Source organism: Streptomyces sp. NPDC045026, assembly GCF_056432625.1.
In genome coordinates this window covers 99,645-120,037 of sequence record NZ_JBWKIS010000024.1, presented here as the reverse complement: position 1 = coordinate 120,037, position 20,393 = coordinate 99,645, and the positions used below count along the sequence as shown (strand labels likewise).

General features: G+C 68.9%; 18 protein-coding genes. 10 read left to right on the top strand and 8 right to left on the bottom strand.

The window, feature by feature from the left end:
• Positions 1-132 (bottom strand): mycofactocin precursor MftA, encoded by a 132-nt coding sequence (gene mftA, locus AC07EJ_RS35325; RefSeq protein ID WP_478885797.1) that lies wholly within the window; start codon positions 130-132, stop codon positions 1-3.
• Positions 133-572: 440 nt separating this feature from the next.
• Between mftA and fdxA the strand changes: the two genes are divergently transcribed.
• The 3 genes from fdxA to AC07EJ_RS35310 all read left to right on the top strand — a co-directional run bounded on the left by fdxA (position 573) and on the right by AC07EJ_RS35310 (position 3,272).
• Positions 573-893 carry a ferredoxin gene (gene fdxA / locus AC07EJ_RS35320; protein WP_478885796.1) on the top strand — a complete coding sequence of 107 codons (321 nt, stop codon included), beginning with the start codon at positions 573-575 and terminating at the stop codon, positions 891-893.
• A 2-nt stretch (positions 894-895) separates the two neighbouring features.
• Positions 896-2,212 carry an FAD-dependent oxidoreductase gene (locus tag AC07EJ_RS35315; protein WP_478885795.1) on the top strand — a complete coding sequence of 439 codons (1,317 nt, stop codon included), beginning with the start codon at positions 896-898 and terminating at the stop codon, positions 2,210-2,212.
• A 223-nt stretch (positions 2,213-2,435) separates the two neighbouring features.
• On the top strand, positions 2,436-3,272 hold the full coding sequence (locus tag AC07EJ_RS35310; RefSeq protein ID WP_478885794.1) for an IclR family transcriptional regulator: 837 nt from the start codon (positions 2,436-2,438) through the stop codon (positions 3,270-3,272).
• Between the two features lie 113 nt (positions 3,273-3,385).
• Here the strand turns inward: AC07EJ_RS35310 and pntB are convergent, their stop codons facing one another.
• The 3 genes from pntB to AC07EJ_RS35295 form a co-directional block, all read right to left on the bottom strand.
• The gene (gene pntB, locus AC07EJ_RS35305) at positions 3,386-4,807 is read right to left on the bottom strand and encodes a Re/Si-specific NAD(P)(+) transhydrogenase subunit beta (protein ID WP_478885793.1); all 1,422 of its coding nucleotides are present in this window, start codon (positions 4,805-4,807) and stop codon (positions 3,386-3,388) included.
• Position 4,808: 1 nt separating this feature from the next.
• On the bottom strand, positions 4,809-6,344 hold the full coding sequence (locus AC07EJ_RS35300) for a Re/Si-specific NAD(P)(+) transhydrogenase subunit alpha (RefSeq protein WP_478885792.1): 1,536 nt from the start codon (positions 6,342-6,344) through the stop codon (positions 4,809-4,811).
• A 145-nt stretch (positions 6,345-6,489) separates the two neighbouring features.
• Positions 6,490-7,476 carry a cyclase family protein gene (locus AC07EJ_RS35295; RefSeq protein WP_478885791.1) on the bottom strand — a complete coding sequence of 329 codons (987 nt, stop codon included), beginning with the start codon at positions 7,474-7,476 and terminating at the stop codon, positions 6,490-6,492.
• A 468-nt stretch (positions 7,477-7,944) separates the two neighbouring features.
• Between AC07EJ_RS35295 and AC07EJ_RS35290 the strand changes: the two genes are divergently transcribed.
• The 5 genes from AC07EJ_RS35290 to AC07EJ_RS35270 are packed head-to-tail and all read left to right on the top strand — an operon-like array spanning position 7,945 to position 12,230.
• Positions 7,945-9,234 carry a cytochrome P450 gene (locus tag AC07EJ_RS35290; RefSeq protein ID WP_478885790.1) on the top strand — a complete coding sequence of 430 codons (1,290 nt, stop codon included), beginning with the start codon at positions 7,945-7,947 and terminating at the stop codon, positions 9,232-9,234.
• Entirely contained in the window at positions 9,234-9,452 is a 219-nt protein-coding gene (locus AC07EJ_RS35285) for a ferredoxin (RefSeq protein WP_468990455.1), read from the top strand. Before AC07EJ_RS35290 ends, AC07EJ_RS35285 begins: the two co-directional genes overlap by 1 nt.
• The gene (locus AC07EJ_RS35280) at positions 9,449-9,856 is read left to right on the top strand and encodes a Zn-ribbon domain-containing OB-fold protein (RefSeq protein ID WP_468990460.1); all 408 of its coding nucleotides are present in this window, start codon (positions 9,449-9,451) and stop codon (positions 9,854-9,856) included. Before AC07EJ_RS35285 ends, AC07EJ_RS35280 begins: the two co-directional genes overlap by 4 nt.
• On the top strand, positions 9,853-11,001 hold the full coding sequence (locus AC07EJ_RS35275; RefSeq protein WP_478885789.1) for a thiolase family protein: 1,149 nt from the start codon (positions 9,853-9,855) through the stop codon (positions 10,999-11,001). The genes AC07EJ_RS35280 and AC07EJ_RS35275 overlap by 4 nt, the downstream gene beginning before the upstream one ends.
• Positions 10,998-12,230: a CaiB/BaiF CoA transferase family protein gene (locus tag AC07EJ_RS35270; RefSeq protein WP_478885788.1), complete on the top strand. Its 1,233-nt coding sequence runs from the start codon at positions 10,998-11,000 to the stop codon at positions 12,228-12,230. The genes AC07EJ_RS35275 and AC07EJ_RS35270 overlap by 4 nt, the downstream gene beginning before the upstream one ends.
• 233 nt (positions 12,231-12,463) lie before the next feature.
• Here AC07EJ_RS35270 and AC07EJ_RS35265 read toward each other — a convergent pair whose 3' ends face one another.
• Positions 12,464-13,924: an MFS transporter gene (locus AC07EJ_RS35265; protein WP_478885787.1), complete on the bottom strand. Its 1,461-nt coding sequence runs from the start codon at positions 13,922-13,924 to the stop codon at positions 12,464-12,466.
• 328 nt (positions 13,925-14,252) lie between these two features.
• On the opposite strand from AC07EJ_RS35265, the gene AC07EJ_RS35260 reads away from it, so the two are divergent.
• Both AC07EJ_RS35260 and AC07EJ_RS35255 read left to right on the top strand, forming a co-directional pair.
• Positions 14,253-15,791, top strand: a complete 1,539-nt coding sequence (locus AC07EJ_RS35260; RefSeq protein ID WP_478885786.1) for an aldehyde dehydrogenase — start codon at positions 14,253-14,255, stop codon at positions 15,789-15,791.
• Positions 15,792-15,879: 88 nt separating this feature from the next.
• Entirely contained in the window at positions 15,880-16,737 is an 858-nt protein-coding gene (locus AC07EJ_RS35255; protein ID WP_468990482.1) for a mycofactocin-coupled SDR family oxidoreductase, read from the top strand.
• 22 nt (positions 16,738-16,759) lie between these two features.
• On the opposite strand, the gene AC07EJ_RS35250 is transcribed toward AC07EJ_RS35255, so the two are convergent.
• Genes AC07EJ_RS35250 through AC07EJ_RS35240 form a run of 3 tightly spaced genes read right to left on the bottom strand, consistent with a single transcriptional unit; the run spans position 16,760 to position 20,359 of the window.
• A complete protein-coding gene (locus tag AC07EJ_RS35250) occupies positions 16,760-17,797 on the bottom strand; it encodes an oligopeptide/dipeptide ABC transporter ATP-binding protein (RefSeq protein WP_478885785.1) in 1,038 nt (345 codons plus the stop codon).
• Positions 17,787-18,788 carry an ABC transporter ATP-binding protein gene (locus AC07EJ_RS35245; protein ID WP_478885784.1) on the bottom strand — a complete coding sequence of 334 codons (1,002 nt, stop codon included), beginning with the start codon at positions 18,786-18,788 and terminating at the stop codon, positions 17,787-17,789. Before AC07EJ_RS35245 ends, AC07EJ_RS35250 begins: the two co-directional genes overlap by 11 nt.
• Positions 18,785-20,359, bottom strand: a complete 1,575-nt coding sequence (locus tag AC07EJ_RS35240) for an ABC transporter substrate-binding protein (protein WP_478631372.1) — start codon at positions 20,357-20,359, stop codon at positions 18,785-18,787. Before AC07EJ_RS35240 ends, AC07EJ_RS35245 begins: the two co-directional genes overlap by 4 nt.
• Positions 20,360-20,393 lie beyond the last annotated feature (34 nt).

Here is a 20,393-nt window from a genome sequence, read left to right as displayed (position 1 = left end):
CTAGTAGACGCCGCACATGCCGTCGATCGAGACCTCCTCGATCAGGTCGTCGGCCTCGATGAGCCCCTCCGGCGAGCCGACCGCCTCGGGGAGGTTCTGCTCGGTCTGGGCTGAGTAGTCGGCCTCGTTCATGGTGTTCTCCCTGTGCGAAGGGCCCCGTACAGGGCCTGCGGGCGGAAGTGATCAGGCGATACGGCGGCGTACGCGGCCGTGCGTGCGTACTAGCGAACGCATCGCCGACAGGGCAGCCGGGAACGCCGGGCGTTCCCTCGACCGCTGAACCTGCCGTGTGGATACCCGGAGCGTATTGGCACACGATGCCAAAACGGAAGACCCGGGTCGCGACCCATTTCTTCGTCCGACCGCCGGAATCACGCTCCGCGCGAACCGCCCGTCGCGTCTCGTCCCGCCCCCCTTGACATGACGGGCGGGTGTACCGACACTGACGCCGTTGAAAGGATCGCTCGTTCCGTTGAATGACCCACCGCCCCTGGAGGCTCGCCCCGACGCCGGTGGTGCCGCATCTGCCGCGGGCTTCCCTTCCCACTACCGACGGAGACCAGGGAGAACAAGTGACCTTTGTGGTGACACAGGCGTGCGTGGACATCCAGGACAAGAGCTGTGTGCAGGTATGTCCGGCCGACTGCATATACGAGGGCGGCCGGATGATGTACATCAACCCGGACCAGTGCATCGACTGCGGCGCGTGCGAGGAGGTGTGCCCGGTGACGGCGATCCGCTATGACGCCGACCTCACCGGTGGGGACGAGCAGTTCCTCGATCTCAACGCCCAGTTCTTCGACGCCCTGGACTCTCCCAAGGGCGCCCGCAAACTGGGCAGGATCGACCACGATGTCGAGTTCGTCGCGGCCCTCCCCCGCAAGGAGGCATAAGCATGGCGCCGCTGCGGGTCGCCGTCGTCGGCTCCGGCCCGGCGGGGGCCTTCTGCGCCCAGATCCTGGCCGAGGACACCGCCCACGACGTCTCCGTCGACGTGTTCGAGCAACTGCCCACGCCGTTCGGGCTCGTTCGGTACGGCGTCGCCCCCGACCACCAGAAGATCAAGTCGATCGTCGCGTCCCTGACCGAGATCTTCGAGACCCCCTCCGTGCGCTTCCTCGGCAACGTGACCGTCGGCTCGGACATCACGATGGACGAACTGCGCGCGCACTACGACGCGGTGATCCTGGCCTCGGGGGCACCGCTGGACCGTCGCCTCGGCACTCCCGGCGAAGACCTCACCGGCGTGGTCGCCGCGCGCAACTTCGTGTCGTGGTACAGCGGTCACCCCGACGCGGCTTTCGACACCTCGGTTCTTACCGCGGAGCGGGCCGTCGTGGTCGGCGTGGGAAATGTGGCGCTCGATGTCGCCCGCATGCTGGTTCGCACGCCCGACGAGCTCCGCAGGACCGACGTACCCGAGCACGTGCTCGACACGCTGGCCGGCCACGCGGTCCGAGAGGTGTGCGTGGTCGGCCGACGCGGCCCCGAGCATGCCAAGTTCACCAATAAGGAGTTCCTGGAGCTGTCCGAGGTGGAGGGCGCCGACGTGATCGTCTCTCCGGACGATCTGGCCCTCTCGCAGGAGGCCCAGGCAGGCGTCCGGCCGGCGACCGCGCGGCTGCTCGCCACCCTCCAGAAGGTCGCCGCCCGCGAGCCGCAGGGGCGACCGCGCTCCATCCGCTTCCTGTTCAACCGCACGCCGGTGGAGTTCGTGGGTGACACCTCTGTCTCCGCCGTACGTCTGGCGCACACGACACGTCCCGAAGTCGTCGAGGACCTCGCCACCGGACTGGTGCTGCCCGCCGTCGGCTATCGCGGTGCCGCCCTGAGCGGGGTCCCCTTCGACGACGCGTCAGGCACCGTCCCCCACCGCGACGCGCGGGTCCTCGACGGCGAACAGGTCCTGCCCGGCCTCTACGCAGTCGGCTGGATAAAGCGCGGCCCCAGCGGCGTCATCGGAACGAACCGGCTCTGCGCGAGCGAGACGGCCGCCGCCCTCCTGGCTGACGCGCCCGGCCTGACAGGGAAGGGCTCCGGCCCCGTGGGGGTGGACGCACTGCTGCGCTCGCGCGGCGTCACCGTCGTCGACTGGAGCCGCTGGCGGGCCATCGAGGCCACCGAAGCCGCCCGCGGCGAAGCCGCCGGGCGCACCCGCGTGAAGCTGCACAACAGGACCGACATGCTGCTCGCCGCCGGGGCAGCCAGATAGCGCGTCGCCACCCGGGCATCCGTCCGGGTACGTTCGGACCACGCTGTGGAGCAACGGGCCTCCCCGCCTTCGGGCCGGGGAGGTCCGTTGCATTGCCGCCCCGGTACCGGGCGACAATCGACCATCGGCAAACAGCCAGCGGCCAGTAGCAGGACTGATAGTGTTTCCTTTAAAGGAAACATGATTCTGCTATGCGGGACGCGATATGGAGAAGGAGCAGGGAGTGGCGACGCAGAACACGCCGCAGGGGCCGGTGGCCGCAGCTGAGCGCCAGCGCCATCCACTCGCACGCGGCATCGAGATCATCACCCTGATGATCGACGGTGGCGAGAAGGCCTACGGGGTGCGGGAGATCGGCAACCGCCTCGGCGTCAGCGCGAGTACCGCTCACCGGCTCCTGGGCGACCTGGAGGAGCTGGGCATGGTCGGCCGCACGCCGGCCGGGAACTACCGGCTCGGCATGGAGTTTCTCCGCCTGGCCTGGACGGCGAACGCCCGCTTCCCCCTGCGCGAGGCCGCCCTCGACATCCTCTCCGAACTGGCGGAGGGCAGCGGCGAGTCGTCCTTCTTCGCCGTCGTCAACGAGCAGCGCCGCCAGATGATGTTCGCCATGTCGGTGGAGTCCTCCCACCCCTTGCGGTACACGGTCCCGCAGGGTGTCTGGCTTCCGCTCCACGCGGGCGCGAGCGGTCTCGCCATTCTCGCCTTCCTCCCTCCCGAGACCCAGCACGCGATCACGCACAGCGAGCTGGAAGCTCTCACGGACCGGACGTGGGTCGACGCCGACCGGCTGGCGGAACGGCTGGCCGGGATCCGGCGTGACGGGTACGCCATCTCCCACGGGGAGCGCATCGACGGGGCGATCGCCATCGCGGCGCCGGTTCTCGGACCGTCGAACGTCGTGATCGGCGACGTGGGCATCACCATTCCCGAGACCCGGTTCAACGCCGCCTCGACCCAGGAGCTGACCGCGCTCGTACTGAAGTCCGCGGCGGCGTTGACGAGCAGGTTCACGGGGAACCGGCCCGGGGCTCCCGAGACGGAACCCGACGACGCCTGAGCATCAGTCGTGGACACCTGGTGCCACCACGCCCCTCGACCGCAGAACGAGCGCCCCACTGGTGACGGATGCGTCCGTCACCAGTGGGGCGCTCCCGCGTCCGACCTCTTCGCTCAGGCCGGCACCCGCTGCAGCGCCTGCACGATGTCGTCGACCCTGGCCTTTGCGTCGCCGAAGAGCATCTGGGTGTTGTCCCGGAAGAAGAGCGGGTTCTGGACTCCGGCGTAGCCGACGGCCATCGACCGTTTGAAGACGACGACGTTCTTGGCGTCCCACACTCGCAGCACCGGCATGCCGGCGATCGGGCTGCACGGGTCCTCCGCGGCAGCCGGGTTGACGGTGTCGTTGGCACCGATGACCAGGACAACGTCGGTGTCGGCCAGGTCGTCGTTGATCTCGTCCATCTCGAGAGCGATGTCGTAGGGCACCTTCGCCTCGGCAAGGAGTACGTTCATGTGGCCCGGGAGACGGCCCGCGACCGGGTGGATGCCGAAGCGGACGTCGACGCCCCTCTCGCGCAGGAGCCGCGTGAGCTCGGCGACCGGGTACTGCGCCTGCGCGACCGCCATGCCGTAGCCCGGTGTGATGACGACGCTGGAGGCAGTGTCCAGCAGCGAGGCCGTCTCCTCCGCCGTGATCACGCGGTGCTCGCCGTGGTCGACGTCGCCCGACGGGCCGGCTTCGATACCGAAGCCACCGGCGATGACCGAGAAGAAGGAGCGGTTCATCGCCCTGCACATGATGTACGACAGGTACGCGCCGCTGGAGCCGACGAGCGCGCCGGTGACGATCAGCAGGTCGTTGTCGAGCAGGAAGCCCGAGGCCGCGGCAGCCCAGCCGGAGTAGCTGTTGAGCATCGAGACCACGACAGGCATGTCGCCGCCGCCGATGGAGGCGACCAGATGCCAGCCGAAGAGCAGCGCGATCGCGGTTACGACGACGATCGGCCACGGGGCGGGGTCGGCCACGAAGTACACCGTCAGACCGGCGAAGGCGAGCAGGGCCAGCAGGTTGAGCTGGTTCTTGCCCGGCAGCACGAGCGGGGCCGCCTTGATCTTGGCGCTCAGCTTGAGGTAGGCGACGATCGAGCCGGTGAAGGTGACCGCGCCGATGAAGATCCCGATCAGTACCTCGGCGTGGTGGATGCGCAGCAGCGAGCCGGTGAAGGTCTCCAGGCCTTCGCGCTCGACCTCCAGGTACGACGCCCAGCCGACGAGGACAGCGGCAAGGCCGACGAAGGAGTGCAGCAGCGCAATGAGTTCCGGCATCCCGGTCATCTGCACGACGCGGGCCCGCCACAGACCGATGGCCCCACCGACCACGACGGCGACCCCGAGGATCACCACTGCGCTGCCGCGCGCGGTCGAGTCGTGGAGGGACAGGCCGATCGTGGCGGCCAGGGCGATGGCCATGCCGGCCACGCCGTAGACCAAGCCCTGCTTGGCCGTAGCGTTCTTGGACAGGCCCGCGAGGCTGAGGACGAACAGAAGGGCCGCGATCAGATAAGCCGCGGTCGCGATCGAGTCGACGGACACGTCAGGCACCCTTCGAGAACATGTTGAGCATGCGCCGGGTGACGGCGAAGCCGCCGAAGATGTTGATGGCGGCGAGCAAGGTGGCGATTCCGGCCAGGACTTGGATCGCGCGGTGATCGATGCCGATCTGGATGAGCGCGCCGACGACAATGACGCCGGAGATCGCGTTGGTGACCGACATCAGCGGCGTGTGCAGTGCGTGGGCCACCTTACCGATCACGTAGTAGCCGACCACGACCGCCAGCGAGAGCACGGTGAAGTGCTGCGGAATCGGGGCCGGGGCGAAGGCATTGATCAGGAAGAAGGTAGCCATGCCGCCGAGGACGAGACTGAGCTTCGCGACGGCGGCGAGGGGCTTCTTCTCCTCCTTGGGTGCGGCCTCGACGGTGGGAGCCACAGCCGGGGCCGCGGACACCTGCACTGGAGGCGGCGGCCACAGCTTTTCGCCGTCGCGTACGACGGTGATGCCGCGCTGCACCTCGTCGTCCAGGTCGAGGACCAGTTGTCCGTCCTTGCCCGGGGTCAGCAGCTTCATGAGGTTGACCAGGTTGGTTCCGTACAACTGACTGGCCTGGGTGGGGAGGCGGCCCGCGAGGTCGGTGTAACCGAGGATCGTGACACCGCCCGCTGTGACGACCTTCTCACCGGCGACGCTCCCCTCGACGTTGCCGCCCATGCCTGCAGCCATGTCGACGACGACACTGCCCGGCTTCATCAACGCCACGTCGGCCGCGGTGAACAGCCGCGGCGCCGGGCGGCCCTGCACCAGCGCGGTGGTGATGACGATGTCCACGTCCGCGGCCTGCTCCGAGTAGAGCCTGGCGGCGGCCTCGTTGTAGAGGTCGGACGTGGCCTTCGCGTAGCCGTCGGAGGACTCTTGCGCCTCCTCCGCCACGACTACGGGGAGGTACTCGCCGCCCAGCGACTTCACCTGGTCGGCGACCTCCGGGCGCGGGTCGGTGGCCCGCACGATGGCCCCCAGCGACGACGCGGCGCCGATCGCGGCCAGGCCCGCGACGCCGGCTCCGGCGACGAGCACCTTGGCCGGCGGCACCTTGCCCGCAGCCGTCACCTGGCCGGTGAAGAACCGGGTGAACTCGTGGGCGGCCTCGACGACAGCGCGGTAGCCCGCGATGTTGGCCATGGAGGAGAGGACGTCGAGTGACTGCGCGCGGCTGATGCGCGGCACCGCGTCCATCGCAAGGACCGTGATCTTGCGTGTGGCTAGCACGTCGACCAGATCGGGGTTGACGGAGGGCCCCAGGGTCGAGACGAACGTGGCGCCGTCTTTCGGTATTCCGACCTCGTCGGTTGAGGGACCGTTGACGCGCAGGACGACATCGGCGCCCCACGCCTCGTCGGCAGCGCCGGTCCGGGCCCCGGCCTCGACGTAGGCCGCGTCGCTGAACGAGGAGAGCTCACCGGCTCCGGCCTCGATCACCACCTCGTACCCGAGGCCCAGTAGTTGTCCGACCGTCGCGGGGGTTGCGGCGACCCGTGTCTCCCCGGCCGGCTCGCGTGGCACTCCGATGAGCATCGTCAACTCCTTCAGCGTGGATGGTGCCGCACCGGTGCAGGGCGGGCATGGCAAAGGTCTGGTGCCGGTCCGCTCCACCGGACCGGCACCAGACCTTTGCATGGATCAATGGTCGGGCGTGAGTGAGTAAAGGATCAGGGCAAGTTCAGTACAGGAGGAGGGGGTTGATGAGGACTCCCGTGGAACGGTGGATCGCTGTCGGCGCGGCGACGAGCAGCCCCGTCGACGTGCCGGCCGCCTTCAGCTCGGCGACGGCAGGGCCGATCAGGCAGTTGTCGACGAGGCAGAGTCCGATCGCGTAGATGAGGTTGTGCACTTCCAGCGAACCGCCCGGGTCGTCACGCGCGTCGTGGAAGTCCCAGAGCACGAGGCCGGGGTTCTGCGCGGCGATCCACTTCGCGCCGTCCTCGCCTATACCGGGCCGGCGTACGGCCGCCGCCCCGCTCGGGTACACGTTCCCCGCGGCCTCGTAGCGGTCACGGCCCTGGTAGATGATCAGCGCGTCGCCGGACGCGAGAGTGACGCCGGTCGCGGCGAGGGCCGCGTCGAGCTCAGCGGCCGTGACCGGCTCCTCGGCGGTGATCCAGTCGACGCCGCGTACCGCCGCGACGTCGAGCAGCACGCCACGGGTGGCGATGCCGTGCTGCGCCCAGTTCACCATGGTGTCCTCGTCGGTCTCGGACGCCGAGGCGGGGATCGGGCCGTGCCAGCCGTTGTCCGCGCCGATGTGCGCGAGCCCGTCGAGGTGGGTGTTGTGGACGCCGTGCGCGTCGTACTTGATGACGTCGCCGCCGTGCGCGTGGCGGCCGTAGACGCCGATCCGCACGTCGAGTTCGACGCTTCCGTGGCCGTCGCGGAGCTCTGACACGCCCAGTTTCTGCCAGTCGCGCTTCTCGGCCTCGGCCACCGCACGGCCGTCGGCAAGGCGCCCGGGCCGGGTCTCCACCTCGCGCTCGAGCGAGGCGGCCCTGCCGAACTTCACCTGGGTGACGCCACGCAGCCGGGCCGCCTCGTCGATGAGCGCCACCGAGCCCCGGCACTGCGCCCCGTCGACGTGACGCTCCTTGTCATGGGCGTCGGCGATCTCGCGCAGCCACGGGGCGAGCGGATCCGGACCGAGGTCGTCAGTCATCTTTGACTCCGTTCTTCTCTCAGGAATGCGCACCCGAGCCTGGCGAGACCGGCGGCTCGCCCGGGTCCTCACCACCGCAGCTCTCGTGCGGGCGACGGCTTCCGTCTTAGGGTGGCGTCGCGCCCGTCATGGCGAGTTGCCGTGTCGCTCGGTACGTATCCACCGGATATCGCATCCCGCACAACAGAACAAGAAGCCGCTACAACGCAACGGCTCGGATTCTGCTCTTGCCTGGTCGGGAATGTCAACGGGCGACCACAGAGCCGCACTCTCATTCTCTTAACGCGAGCTCACTTCTTGACACGGCAACGTCCGCGAAGCCATTCTGCGGTTACCGCACAACAGTAAAAGTGTTCGGTTCAATGGAACGTTGCGGACCGGTCATGTCAGAACGGCCGGTCCCGGAGAGCGATGACGCCTCCGGCTCACGGAGCCGGACCAGGGCGCACCGCGACGAGAGGGGCGCGGATGAGTACCGCGGAGATGAACCCGGCTCAAACCGACTACTTCACCGACGCCGAGGTGGCGGCGGATCCGCTGCCGTATTTCGACCACATGCTCACCCACCACCCTGTGTGGCGCGAGCCCAAGTACGGGGTCGTCATCGTCACCGGCTACGAGGAGGCGCTGCAGGTCTACCACCAGCCCGACGTCTACTCCTCGATCAACAGGACGGGCGGTCCCGTCCTCGATCTGCCCGTGGAGCTGGCCGGCGACGATCTGACCGAGATCCTGGAGCAGTACCGCGAGTACTTCCCCTCGAACGACCAGATGGTCACGTTCGATCCGCCCCTGCACACGGATCACCGTGCGCTCCTGATGGGGCTCATCACCCCGAAGCGGCTCAAGCAGAACGAGGAGTTCCTGCGGCGCACCGCCGACCACTTCCTCGACGAGCTGCTGCCCAAGGGCAGTTGCGACTACATCTGGGACTACGCCAAGCGCTATGCGGTGCTCGCCGTGGCGGACCTCCTCGGGGTACCCGAGGCAGATCACCAGATGCTGATCGAGCTGCTGGCCGTCAAGGGCCCGATGCTCGGCAATCTCCAGCTTCAGGCCGCTCACCACAACAGCCTGGAACGGCTCTACGACTACTTCATCGAGAAGATCGAGGAGCGGCGGGCCAACCCGGGCGAGGACATCCTCACCGGGATGGCACTCGCGACGTTCCCCGACGGCACCCTCCCCGAGCCGATCCACGTGGCCCGCATCGCCTCGAACCTCTTCGCCGCCGGGCTCGAGACGACCGTCCAGCTGCTCGGCATCTCGCTCGCGCGCCTCGCCGAGGACCAGGACCTGCAGGGCCTGCTGCGCCAAGAGGGCGCGCTCATCCCCAAGTTCATCGAGGAAGTACTACGCATCGAGGCGCCGATCAAGGGGTCGTTCCGGCTCACGAAGGTCGCCACGACGATCGGCGGCCTGGATCTCGCGCCCGGCACCGTGGTGCTGCTGCTGCACGGGGCCGCCGGACGCGACGCGCGGGTCTTCGACAACCCCGGCGAGTTCGACCCGCAGCGCCCGAACGCTCGCCAGCACCTCGCCTTCGGCCGTGGCATCCACACCTGCCCCGGAGCTCCGCTGGCCCGCGCCGAGGCGGTGTACTCGCTCCAGCGACTCCTGGAGCGTACGGAGAGCATCACCCTGTCCGAGGAGCGGCACGGGCCGGCGGGTGATCGCCGTTGGGAGCTCATGGAGAGCTACAAGTTCCGCGGGCACACCCACCTGCACCTGGAGTTCAGCGAGCGGAGGGCCGGCTGATGCCTGACGAGATCACGGTCGACCGCGACCGTTGCATGGGGTCGGGGCAGTGCACCTTCTACGCGCCGAGCACCTTCGACCTCGACGACCTGAGCATCGCGTTCGTCACGGATCCGCACGGCGACAGTGACGACAAGGTCGACATGGCGATCAACGTGTGCCCGACCCGGTCCATCGCCCGCGCCACCGCCGCGGCAGACAACGGAGGAGTGCGATGACCGTCGAGACCGAGGCTGTCGTCTCCCTGCCGATCCCCGACCTGGAGAGTGACAGCCTGCTGGGCACCTTCCCCGAAGGCCACCGCCTCGTCGGATCTCGGTGCGACCGGTGCAGTCAGACGATGATCGGCACACGGGTGGTCTGCAGCTCCTGCGTCAGCCGAGACGTCTCTCGCGTCGCCCTGCCCACGGCCGGGACGCTGTACACCTTCACCCGGCTCCACGCCAAAGGCCAGGACGTGCGCCCCTTGGGATACGTCGATCTCGACGGCGTCCGGACCCTCGCCGACCTGCGCGAGGACTCCACACCGCTCCAGCCGGGCATGCGCGTCGAGCTCGGCGTCGACGGCGACAGCTGGTTCTTCGTGCCGGTCACCGGCGCGGGACGAGAGGGCAACTCATGAGTGACAGCGTGTTCGTCGTCTCCGCGGCGATGGTCCCCTTTGCCAAGCACCACAGTTCGTCCTACGTGGGTCTCGCGGTGCCTCCGCTGATCGACGCCCTGCAGGGCGCGGGCATCCAGAAGTCCGATGTCGACGCCGTCTACGTCGGGCACTCCTACGGCGGCATGATGACCGGCCAGCGGATCACCAAGGAGATCGGCCTCGGCACGATCCCGACCGTGAACGTCGACAACGCCTGCTCCAGCGGCGCCACCGCCGTGCACGAGGCGTGGACAGCGATCTCCCAGGGCCTCATCGACGTGGCCGTCGTCATCGGGGTGGAGAAGCTCACCCAGTTCGGCGGCGGCATGCTGCCGCTGTCCCCCGAGGACCGCGAGGTCAAGCAGGGCATCGCGATGCCCGCCGTCTACGCGATGCGCGCGACGCGATACCTCCATGAGACCGAGGCCACCGCCGAGGATCTGGCGCGGGTCAGCGTGAAGGCCCGCAAGCATGGCGCGCTGAACCCCTTCGCGCAGTTCCGCGAAGAGGTCACCGTCGAGCAGGTCCTCGCGGCGCGGCCCGTCGCCGATCCCCTCACGCTGCTGATGTGCTGCCCGACCGGCGACGGAGCGGCGGTCGTCGTCCTCGCCTCCGAACGCGCCCGTCAGCGCCTCGGTACGCCGCACGGTATGCGCGTCGCCGCCTCGGTCCTGCACTCGGGCCAGGTCGCGGAGGGATTCCGCGACATGACGAAGCCGGAGATCACGTACGACTCCGCGCGTGACGCGTACGCGCAGGCAGGTATCGGTCCGGAGGATCTCGACATGATCGAGCTCCACGACGCGTTCTCGATCGCGGAGCTCGTCTACTACGAGGCGTTCGGCCTCACCGAGAAGTACAGCGCCGCGGCACTCCTGCGCGACGGCAGGACGACCTTCGGCGGCGACGTCGTGGTGAACCCCAGCGGCGGCCTCCTCGCCAAGGGTCATCCGGTCGGTGCCAGCGGCGTCGCCCAGATCACCGAGGCGTTCTGGCAGCTCACCGGGCAGGCCGGGGCCCGGCAGATCGAAAACAACCGCACAGCACTGACCCATGTCACCGGCGGCGGCACCGCCGGCCTGGACCACGGAGCGTGCACCATCCACATCTTCGAGGCGGCATGACGACAACCAGCGAGCGCCCGCCCCTGGAGAGCCTGCGCATCATCGATCTGACGACCTTCCTCTCCGGCCCCTCGGCGACCCAGCTCCTCGGGGACCTCGGCGCGGACATCATCAAGGTCGAAGCGCTCGGCGGCGATTCGAGCCGGGCCATCGTCGGACCGACGGTCGACGGGGACAGCGCCTACTACCTGGCCAACAACCGGAACAAGCGCAGCATCGCGATCGACCTGAAGTCGCCGCGGGGGCTGGCGATAGTGCAGCGCCTGATCGCCGGCGCCGACATCGTCATCGAGAACTTCCGGCCGGGTGTCACCACACGGCTCGGTATCGATCCGCACGACGTCACCGAGCGCCATCCAGCCCTCGTATGGGCGTCGATCAGCGGGTTCGGACAGCACGGTCCGCTGCGCGACCGGCCCGCTTACGACATGGTGGTCCAGGCACTCAGCGGTGTCATGAGCCTGACCGGACACCCCGGGGCCCCGGTCGCACGGCTCGGGATACCGGCCGGTGACGTCGTGGCCGGCCTGTACGCCGTGATCGGGATCCTGGCCGCTCTGGAGGCGCGCCGCGAGACGGGGCGGGGACGGATCGTCGACGTCTCGATGCTGCACGGCCAGCTCGCCATGCTGTCGTACCAGGCCCTGTACACCAACCTCAACGGTGTGGCTCCGGGGCCGCAGGGCGCCGGCCACGACTCCATAGCGACGTACCGCTCCTTCCGGGGTGGAGACGGCCGCGAGCTGGTGGTCACGGCCAACACGCCGCGCATGTGGCAGGGCCTGTGCCGGGTCCTCGGTGTCGACGAACTGGTCGACGACGAGCGCTTCCTCGACGCCGCATGTCGCCTGCGCAACAAGGAAGAGCTGTGGGCGATCCTGGAGGGACGGTTCGCCGAGCGGCCTGCCGCCGAGTGGGTCGACCTGCTCTCCGCCGCGTCCGTCCCCGCCGCTCCGGTGCGCGACGTTCTCGAAGCGCTCGCTGACGCACGGGCAGCCGACGACGGGAGTCTCGTCGTGGTGCGGGGCGACGAAGCGGCCTTCGAGAACGTCTCGACCCCGATCCGCTTCGAGGGCACCACGGAGGTCGCACCTTCCTACCCGCCGGCGCTCGGCGGGAACACAGTCGACATCCTGGTCGACGAGCTGGGCGTGACGGCCTCGGAGATCGACTCGCTGATCGCTGACGGCGTCGTTGTCGCGAGCGTGCTCGGGGATCCGGTCAGGTAGCCCGGCTCAAGGTCAGCAAGAACCCACCACATGCACAGGCCCCGGCCGGACGATGAGCCTCCTCATCGCCCGGCCGGTCGGCTTCCATGTGAGCCCGAAGGGTGTGGCACGGGACCTGGAACAAAGAGACCACGCTGCCGGTGGCCAGGTGCGACGAGATCGAGGCCCCCGGCGGCCGGGGGCCTCGATCTCGTATCCGGGAGGCCTCACCTCACGGTCGGGTGCGCACCACTTCAGACGGCGTCCGGAACCACGACGACAGACTGAGGCAGGGTGTCGCTCGACCTGATGGCTCCCCGCCGGATGAACCAGGCGGCCACGAGGCCCACCGCGGCGGCGACAGCAACCATGAGGAACAGCTGGTTGTACCCGGCGCGCGTGGTGAACGACGTACCGGCGACGAGGTGTTGGGACAGCAGAACCGTGCCGATGGACGTGCCGACGGCCGAGAACGCGGTCTGCGTGACCATGTAGACACCGGACGCCTCGCTGGTGTTGGCCTCCGGAACCCCTTCGACGACCAGGTTCGGGAGCGAGCTGAGCAGGAAGCCGGTCGCGCCGGTCAGGACGACCTGCGAGACCAGGAAGCCGATGACGGTGTCAAGGAGCAGCATCGACAGCAGGGCCGCCGCGATGCTCAACACCGCGCCGACGATGAGGGCGTTGCACGAGCGGCCGTTGCGGGAGACCCGGCCGCTGAGCGGGGAGAGCAGAAACCCGATGAGGCCGATCCCGAAGGAGACGTTGCCGGCCATGCCCGCGCTCAGGCCGAGGCCCACCGGAGCGGCCTCGGGCATCTGCCAGATCAGCTGACCGACGAAGCCCGACACTCCCAGGGTGCCGAAGGAGACGAACGCGGTCGCCACCAGCGTCAGGCCGAGCTTGCGGTTGCGGAAGAACCGGATGTTGATGAGCGGCTCGTCGATGCGGAGCTCCCGGACGACCCACAGAGCCAGGACCGCGAGGCCAACGGCGAGGAAGCCGACGGTCTTCCCGCTCGACCAGCCCCACGTGCTGCTCTCGTGGACCCCGTACAGGGCGAGGCCGATCCCGGGCGCGAACAGGATGCCACCAAGCCAGTCGACGCGCCCAAGGCGCGCCTTGACGGTCGGGCGCGGCAGGAGCAGGGCGCCGACGGCGCCGACAGCGGCGACGACCGCCGCGACCACGAAGACGTAGTGCCAACCCCAGGCGTCGACGATGTTGCCGGCGATGATGTTGCCGGCCGCGCCGCCCCACATGGCGGCACCGGCGACGGTGGCCACGGCCACCGACAGGTTCTTCTTCGGCACGCTCTCCCGGAGGATGCCGACGCACAGCGGGACCAGACCGCCCGCGAGTCCCTGGATCGCCCGCCCGGCGATGAGCCCGCCCAGGCTGTCCGCAGCCAGGCTGACGATCGAGCCGATGATCGATGCGAGCAGCACGACGATGAGGACGTTGCGGCGGCCGAAGGCGTCGCCGAGCCGGCCGCTGATGGCCGCGGAGGCGGCACCGACGAGCAGGAAGCCGGTGAGGACCCAGCCGGCGTCGCTCGGGGTGGTCTTGAACTGCTCGATGATCTCCGGCAGGGCCGTATACATCATCGTCGCTTCGAAGGAGCTCACGATCGCGGCGAAGATCAGGATCACGACGATGAGAGCGACAGGACGCTGAGGCCGCGGATCGGCTTCCAGTCCGGTGGTGGATGACATCGTGGCTGCTTTCGTCTGGCATCCGGGCGTCGCCGGAGTCCGGCCGCGGGATGCACGTTGAGGGGGCCTTCCGTCGTAGACATCGAGTCGTCTACGACACCCAGGCGTTTCGTTATAGAGAACACTCGCTCTATATAACGCGAGAGTGTGATCCGCCCCATAAGCGCTGTCAAGGAGTCGAGCGAGGACAGTTCTAAGCCCCAGTGCTTGACAAGCAGGAAAGGGCGGCTTGATGCTGAGCACGCCTGGTAAGGCAACGTCCGTTCTTTTGGACGAAACGCACGTGTTTCCCACGGGAGTCGACCGTGGGCCGGGAACGGAGGGCTTGATGTCCAGCCACGTCAGCATCGATCGGGCAGGGGGAGCACCCGGATCCGCCGAGCGCGACCTTCCCGTACCGCTCCGTCATCCGGACCGCCTTTACATCGACGGCCAGTGGGTGTCCCCGGCCGATTCCTCGGCGCGGTCCTCCGGATTCGACATCATCGACCCCGCGACGGAGGAGCTCTACTACCGCGCCGCCGAGGCCGGCGCAGCCGACATGTCCCGGGCCGTCGACGCCGCTCGTCGCGCGTTCGACCGGACGGACTGGCCGTTGCTCGCCCCGGCCGAACGCGCCGAGTGGCTGCGCAGGATCGCCGACGGCCTGCGCCGCCGCGCAAGCGACGCGAGCCGCCTGTGGACCCGTCAGGTGGGTGTCCTCCATTCCATGTCGGCCGCCTCGATCGAGCGTGTGGGAGCCCACTACGACTACTACGCGGACCTCGCCGCGGACTTCCCCTTCGAGGTGCGGCACGACACGGTGCAGGGTGCCTTCGGCGCGGTGGTGCGGGAGCCGATCGGTGTCGTGGGGGCGATCGTCGCCTGGAACACACCCATGTCGCTGCTGGCCTACAAGGTCGCGCCCGCGCTGCTCGCGGGGTGCACGGTGGTAGTCAAGGCGCCGCCGGAGGCTCCCGGTGAGGCGTACATCCTCGCCGAGATAGCCGAGGAGATCGGTCTGCCGGCGGGCGTACTGAACGTCGTCGCCGCCGATCGTGAGGTCTCCGAGCAGCTCGTACGTGATCCGCGGGTGGACAAGGTCGCCTTCACCGGCTCCAGCGCCGTGGGACGGCGCATCGCGAGCATCTGCGGTGAGCGCATGGCCCGCTACACCCTCGAACTGGGCGGCAAGTCGCCCGCGGTGATCCTCGACGACTACGACATCGAGACGGCGGCCAGGACTCTGGCCGAGGCCGAGTGCACCCTCAACGGTCAGGTGTGCTCGTCCCTGACCCGCATCATCGTCAGCCGTCACCGCCATGACGCGTTCGCCGAGGCGCTCGGCACGTTCTTCGGCGAGGTCCGCATCGGCGATCCGTTCGACCCCGCCGCGCAGCTCGGGCCGCTCGCCATGGAGCGTCAACGGGACCGTGTGGAGGGCTATATCGCCAAGGGTGTGGCCGACGGGGCGAGGCTCATCTCCGGCGGTGGCCGCCCCGACGGATTCGACACCGGCTTCTACGTCGAGCCGACCGTCTTCGCCGGCGTGGACAACCAGTCGACGATCGCCCAGGAGGAGATCTTCGGCCCCGTGCTCAGCGTCATCCCCGCCGACGACGAAGAACACGCGGTCCAGCTCGCCAACGAGACGGTCTTCGGGCTCAACGCGACGGTCTTCACCCACGACGCCGACCGCGCGCACCACGTCGCCCGTCGCATCCGCGCGGGCACGGTCGGGCACAACGGGTACCGGACCGACCCCCGGATGGGTTTCGGCGGATTCAAGCAGTCGGGGGTGGGCCGCGAAGGGGGATCCGACGGCCTGCTGCCGTACCTGGAGGCGAAGACCGTGATTCTGAGCGGTACGCCGACGGACCGGGCCTGACACCGCGAGCGCCTCACCACTTCACGCGCCACCGCTGCCACAGACAGCACCTGTTCACAATGACGATTTGACGATCCAGGAGTGACTCATGCCGGGACGAGTCGAGGGCAAGGTCGCCTTCATCACCGGAGCAGCCCGAGGTCAGGGCCGCCGCCACGCTGTTCGCTTGGCCGAGGAGGGGGCGGACATCATCGCCGTCGACCTTCTGGAAGACATCGAGACAGCCCCGTATCCGCTGGCCGGCAAAGCGGACCTCGACGAGACCGTCCGCCAGGTCGAAGCCCTCGGCCGGCGCATCGTCGCCAAGCAGGCGGACGTGCGCGAGCTGCGGCAGCTGCAGACCGTCGTGGACCAGGGGGTGGAGGAACTCGGCGGACTCGACGTCGTCGTGGCCCAGGCGGGGATCCTCACCATGGGCTCGGACACCCCGCAGGCCTTCATCGACGTCGTCCAGGTCAACCTCGTCGGAGTGATCAACGCCGTCACCGCCGCCGCGCCGCACCTGCAGAGCGGTGCGTCCGTGATCCTCACCGGTTCGACCGCGGCGCTGCTGGCCGGCTCCGTCGACATCACGGGTGCGGGCGGGCTCGGCTACGCCCACTCCAAGCGGCACGTCGCCCGGCTCGGGCACGACCTCGCGCGCGTCTACGCAGGCCAGCAGATCCGCGTCAACGTCATCCACCCGACGAACGTCGAGACCGGGATGATGGACAACGAGTTCATGTACCACGCGTTCCGGCCCGACCTGGAGAGCCCGTCACGCGAGGAGATGATTCCTTCGCTGGCCGCCAAGTCGCCGATGAACATGCCGTGGCTGTCGCCCGACGACGTCTCCGCGGCGGTGCTCTACTTCGCCTCCGACGAGTCGAGGTGGGTCACCGGTCAGCAGCTGAAGCTGGACGGCGGGCAGCTGCTTTCCGTCGGGAACGCGGGCGTGCCCGCCTGATCCCCCCGGACGATGTGCCGCTTCACCGTTCGTCGGCTACTCGACGGTCTGAGCCTGTCTTTTGACCCTCCGCATCGACGAGCGGGAAGTGGCACGCCGCGTACTGCCCCTGCGCCACCTCCCTCATCTGAGGCTCCTCCTGCGCGCAGCGCTCCACTGCACGTGGGCAGCGCGTACGGAATCTGCATCCGGAGGGGGGTGCGAGCGGCGACGGGATGTCTCCCGCCAGAGCGGGTCCGCCGAAGCCCCGTTCCGGATCGGTGAGCGGTACCGAGTCGAGCAAAGCCCGTGTGTAGGGGTGGGCGGGTCGGTCGTAGACCTGTACCGTGTCGCCGAACTCGCAGACCTTACCCAGGTACATGACCAGGACGTTGTCGCTGACGGACCGGACTACGCCGAGGTCGTGCGCGATGAAGACGACGGTGAGATCGTGGGCGGCCTTCAACTCCTGGATGAGGTTGAGGATCTGCGCCTGGACCGACACGTCGAGCGCGGACACCGGTTCGTCACAGATCAGCAGGCTCGGGGCGACGGCCACCGCGCGGGCGATCGCGACGCGCTGGGCCTGACCGCCCGACAGCTGTCGCGGCAGCAGGTCCTTGAACCTCTCGTCACCGAGGCCTACTTGGGCGAGGACGGCCGCCGACGCCTCGGCCCGTTCCCGGGCCGGGGCACCGGCCACGGACAGTCCTTCGACGACGAGTTCCCGGACCGGGCGGCGCGGATTGAGCGAGGCGACCGGATCCTGGAAGATCATCTGCAACCGGCGGCGCAGCGCCCGCAGATGGCGTTCGCCTGCCGCCTCGATGTGCTCGCCGGCGAAGCAGATCCGCCCGGCGGCGGGGCGGTCCAGGCGCAGGGCCGCGCGTCCGGTCGTCGACTTACCGCAACCCGACTCGCCGACGATGCCCAGTGTCTCGCCCGGCAGCACGTCGAAGCTCACCCCTGACACCGCCCGTACTACGGCGCCGCGACGACCGGCCGGATACTCGACGACCAGGTCCTCGACGCTGAGCAGCGCCTTGTCGCCGCGCAGGTGCGCGGTTCCCCTACCGGCCATGGGGGACACCTCCAAGAGCGAGGGCGGGGTGGGCACAGGCGACGTGGTGCCCGGGCCGCACGTCCGTCAGGTGCGCGCCGAGCGTCGTGCATTCCTCGTCCGCGTACGCGCATCGTGGCGCGAAGCGGCAGCCTGCCGGGGGGCAGATGGGGTCGGGGAGCGATCCCGGTATGAGGGGCAGAGGGGTGTGGCGTTCGTGCGCGAGCGTGGGGGTGGAGTCGAGCAGGGCCCGTGTGTAGCGGTGGTGCGGCTCCTCGAAGACCGCCCGGGTCGGGCCTGTCTCCGCGATCCGGCCCGCGTACATCACGGCGACCCGGTCGGTGCGTCCCGCGACCACGGCCAGGTCGTGGCTGATCAGGATCAGCGCCATGCCGCGCTCGCGCTGGACGCGCCGCAGCAGGTCCAGGATCTGGCGCTGGACGGTCACGTCGAGAGCGGTGGTGGGTTCGTCGGCGATCAGCAGGTCCGGCTCGCTCGCCAGGGCCGTCGCGATCATGATGCGTTGGCGCATGCCGCCGGAGAGTTCGTGAGGGTAGGCGCGCAGCCGTCGCTCGGGGTCGGGCACGCCGACCTCGTCCAGCAGGCCGAGCGCACGGGTGCGGGCCTCAGCGCGGCTCACCCCCAGCTGTCGGCGCATGCCTTCGGTGAGCTGGCGTTCCACGCGGACGACCGGGTTGAGGGAGCGGCCGGGATCCTGGAAAACCAGGGCGATCCGCCTGCCCCAGATCCGGGAGCGGTCCCTGCGCGGCAGGGACAGCAGGTCGCGTCCTTGGAAGAGGACCTCCCCCGAGCTCGCCGCGGCCCTCGGCAACAGCCCCATGACGGCGCGGGCGAGGACCGACTTGCCGGAGCCCGACTCCCCCACCACGCCCAGGGCCTCGGCGCCGGCGAGCCGCAGCGAGACGTCGTCGACGGCGCGTACGGTGCCGCGCGGGGTGGCTATGTGGGTGCGCAGGTTCCGCACCTCCAGGACGGGAGCGCCCGGTGTCACCGCTTGATCCACAGCTCTTCGGGCAGCAGCGATCCGCTGCCGTACTCCACGACGCCGTGGACGTTCTTGCCGGTGATGACGGCGGGCGCCGCGCGCGTGTAGAAGACCACCGGGACGAGCGCGGCGAGACGCTCCTGCACCGTCTTGTACGCGGCCTTGCGTTCGGCCTCGTCGGTGGACCTGCGCCCATTCAGGAGAGCGGTGTCGAGCTGCTTGTCCTTGATGCCGGACATGTTCCTGCTCGATGCTCCCTGAAAGGTGCCGAGCAGCCTGACCTCGGGGTCGGCGAAGAGCGCGGAGCTGACGACCATGTCGAAGTCGAACTTGGTGCGCAGGGCCGCGTTGTCGGCGTAGTCGATGACCTTGATGTCGACCTTGACGTTCTTGAACTGGCTCAGCTGTGTCTGGACGCTCTCGGCGACGACACGGTTGTCGGAGGAGGGGAACGTCTTGAAGGTGAACGTCACCGGTTTGCCCTCGGCCGCGAGTTCGTCGAAGAGCTTCTGGGCCTTCGCCTTGTCGGGACCGGCCAGCGGCATGTCCTCGTAGAACGGCGAGGTCTTGTCGAAGAGCGTGTCGGCCGTCTTTCCGGCGCCGTTGAAGGCGCTCTGATTCATCGCCTTCATGTCCAGGGCGGCGGCGATCGCCTGACGGGCGCGGATGTCGTCGAAGGGTGCGCGCCGCGTGTTCATGGTCAGGGACAGGCCGCCGTTGAGCGGCACGACGGTGGTGGGCAGTTGGGCGGCCTTCGCCTTGGCGAGGTTCTGCCAGCTGCTCTCGATGGCGACGTCGGCGCCGCCGGTCGTCATCGTGTCGAGACGCTGCTTGCCGTCCAGTGCGGTGCGCACGGTGATGGTGTCGAGATACGGCTTGGGCTTGGCGTAGTACCGGGTGTTGCGCGCCAGGACCACCGAGTCCTGGCGTGCCCACTTCGTGAGCGTGTACGGGCCGGCCCCGACCGGCTTCGCGTCGAAGCTCTTGCGGCCGGCCTTCAGCGCGGTCGGGGAGGCGATCCAGTTCAGGGCCGTCAGGACCACCGCCTGGGCGTAGTGCGGGACCGCCTCCCTCAGGGTGACCTTCAGGGTGGTCGGGTCCACCACCGTCGTCGAGGCGATCAGCGACGCCTCGGGGAAGGCGAAGGCGCCCGTGGCCGGATCCTTGAGGCGGTCCCAGTTGAACTTCACGGCGGCGGCGTCCAGCGGGGTGCCGTCGGAGAACTTGAGCCCGTCACGGAGCTTCAACTCGAACGTCCTTCCGCCGTCCTTCGTGGCGAACGACGTGGCCATCTTGAAGCGGATCTCTCCCGTGGTGACGTCGTTGACCATCAGGGTTCCGTACAGGGCGTTGCCGATGAAGGAGTTGACGGCCCACTCGTTGGCCAGCATCGCCGGGTCCATGCCGGCTTGTTCGCTCAGCTGCAGAACACGGGCGCTGCCGCCGGCGACGGGTTTGCCCGCGGCGGTGGACCCGTTCGACGTACTGCCGGAGCCACCCCCGCCGCATGCCGAAAGAACCATCGCGGTGGCGGCGCAGGCCGCGGTCAGGGAGAAAGAACGCCTTGTGCGGATCATCGTCGACCCTTCGTGAGCGGATGGGGTACGGGGA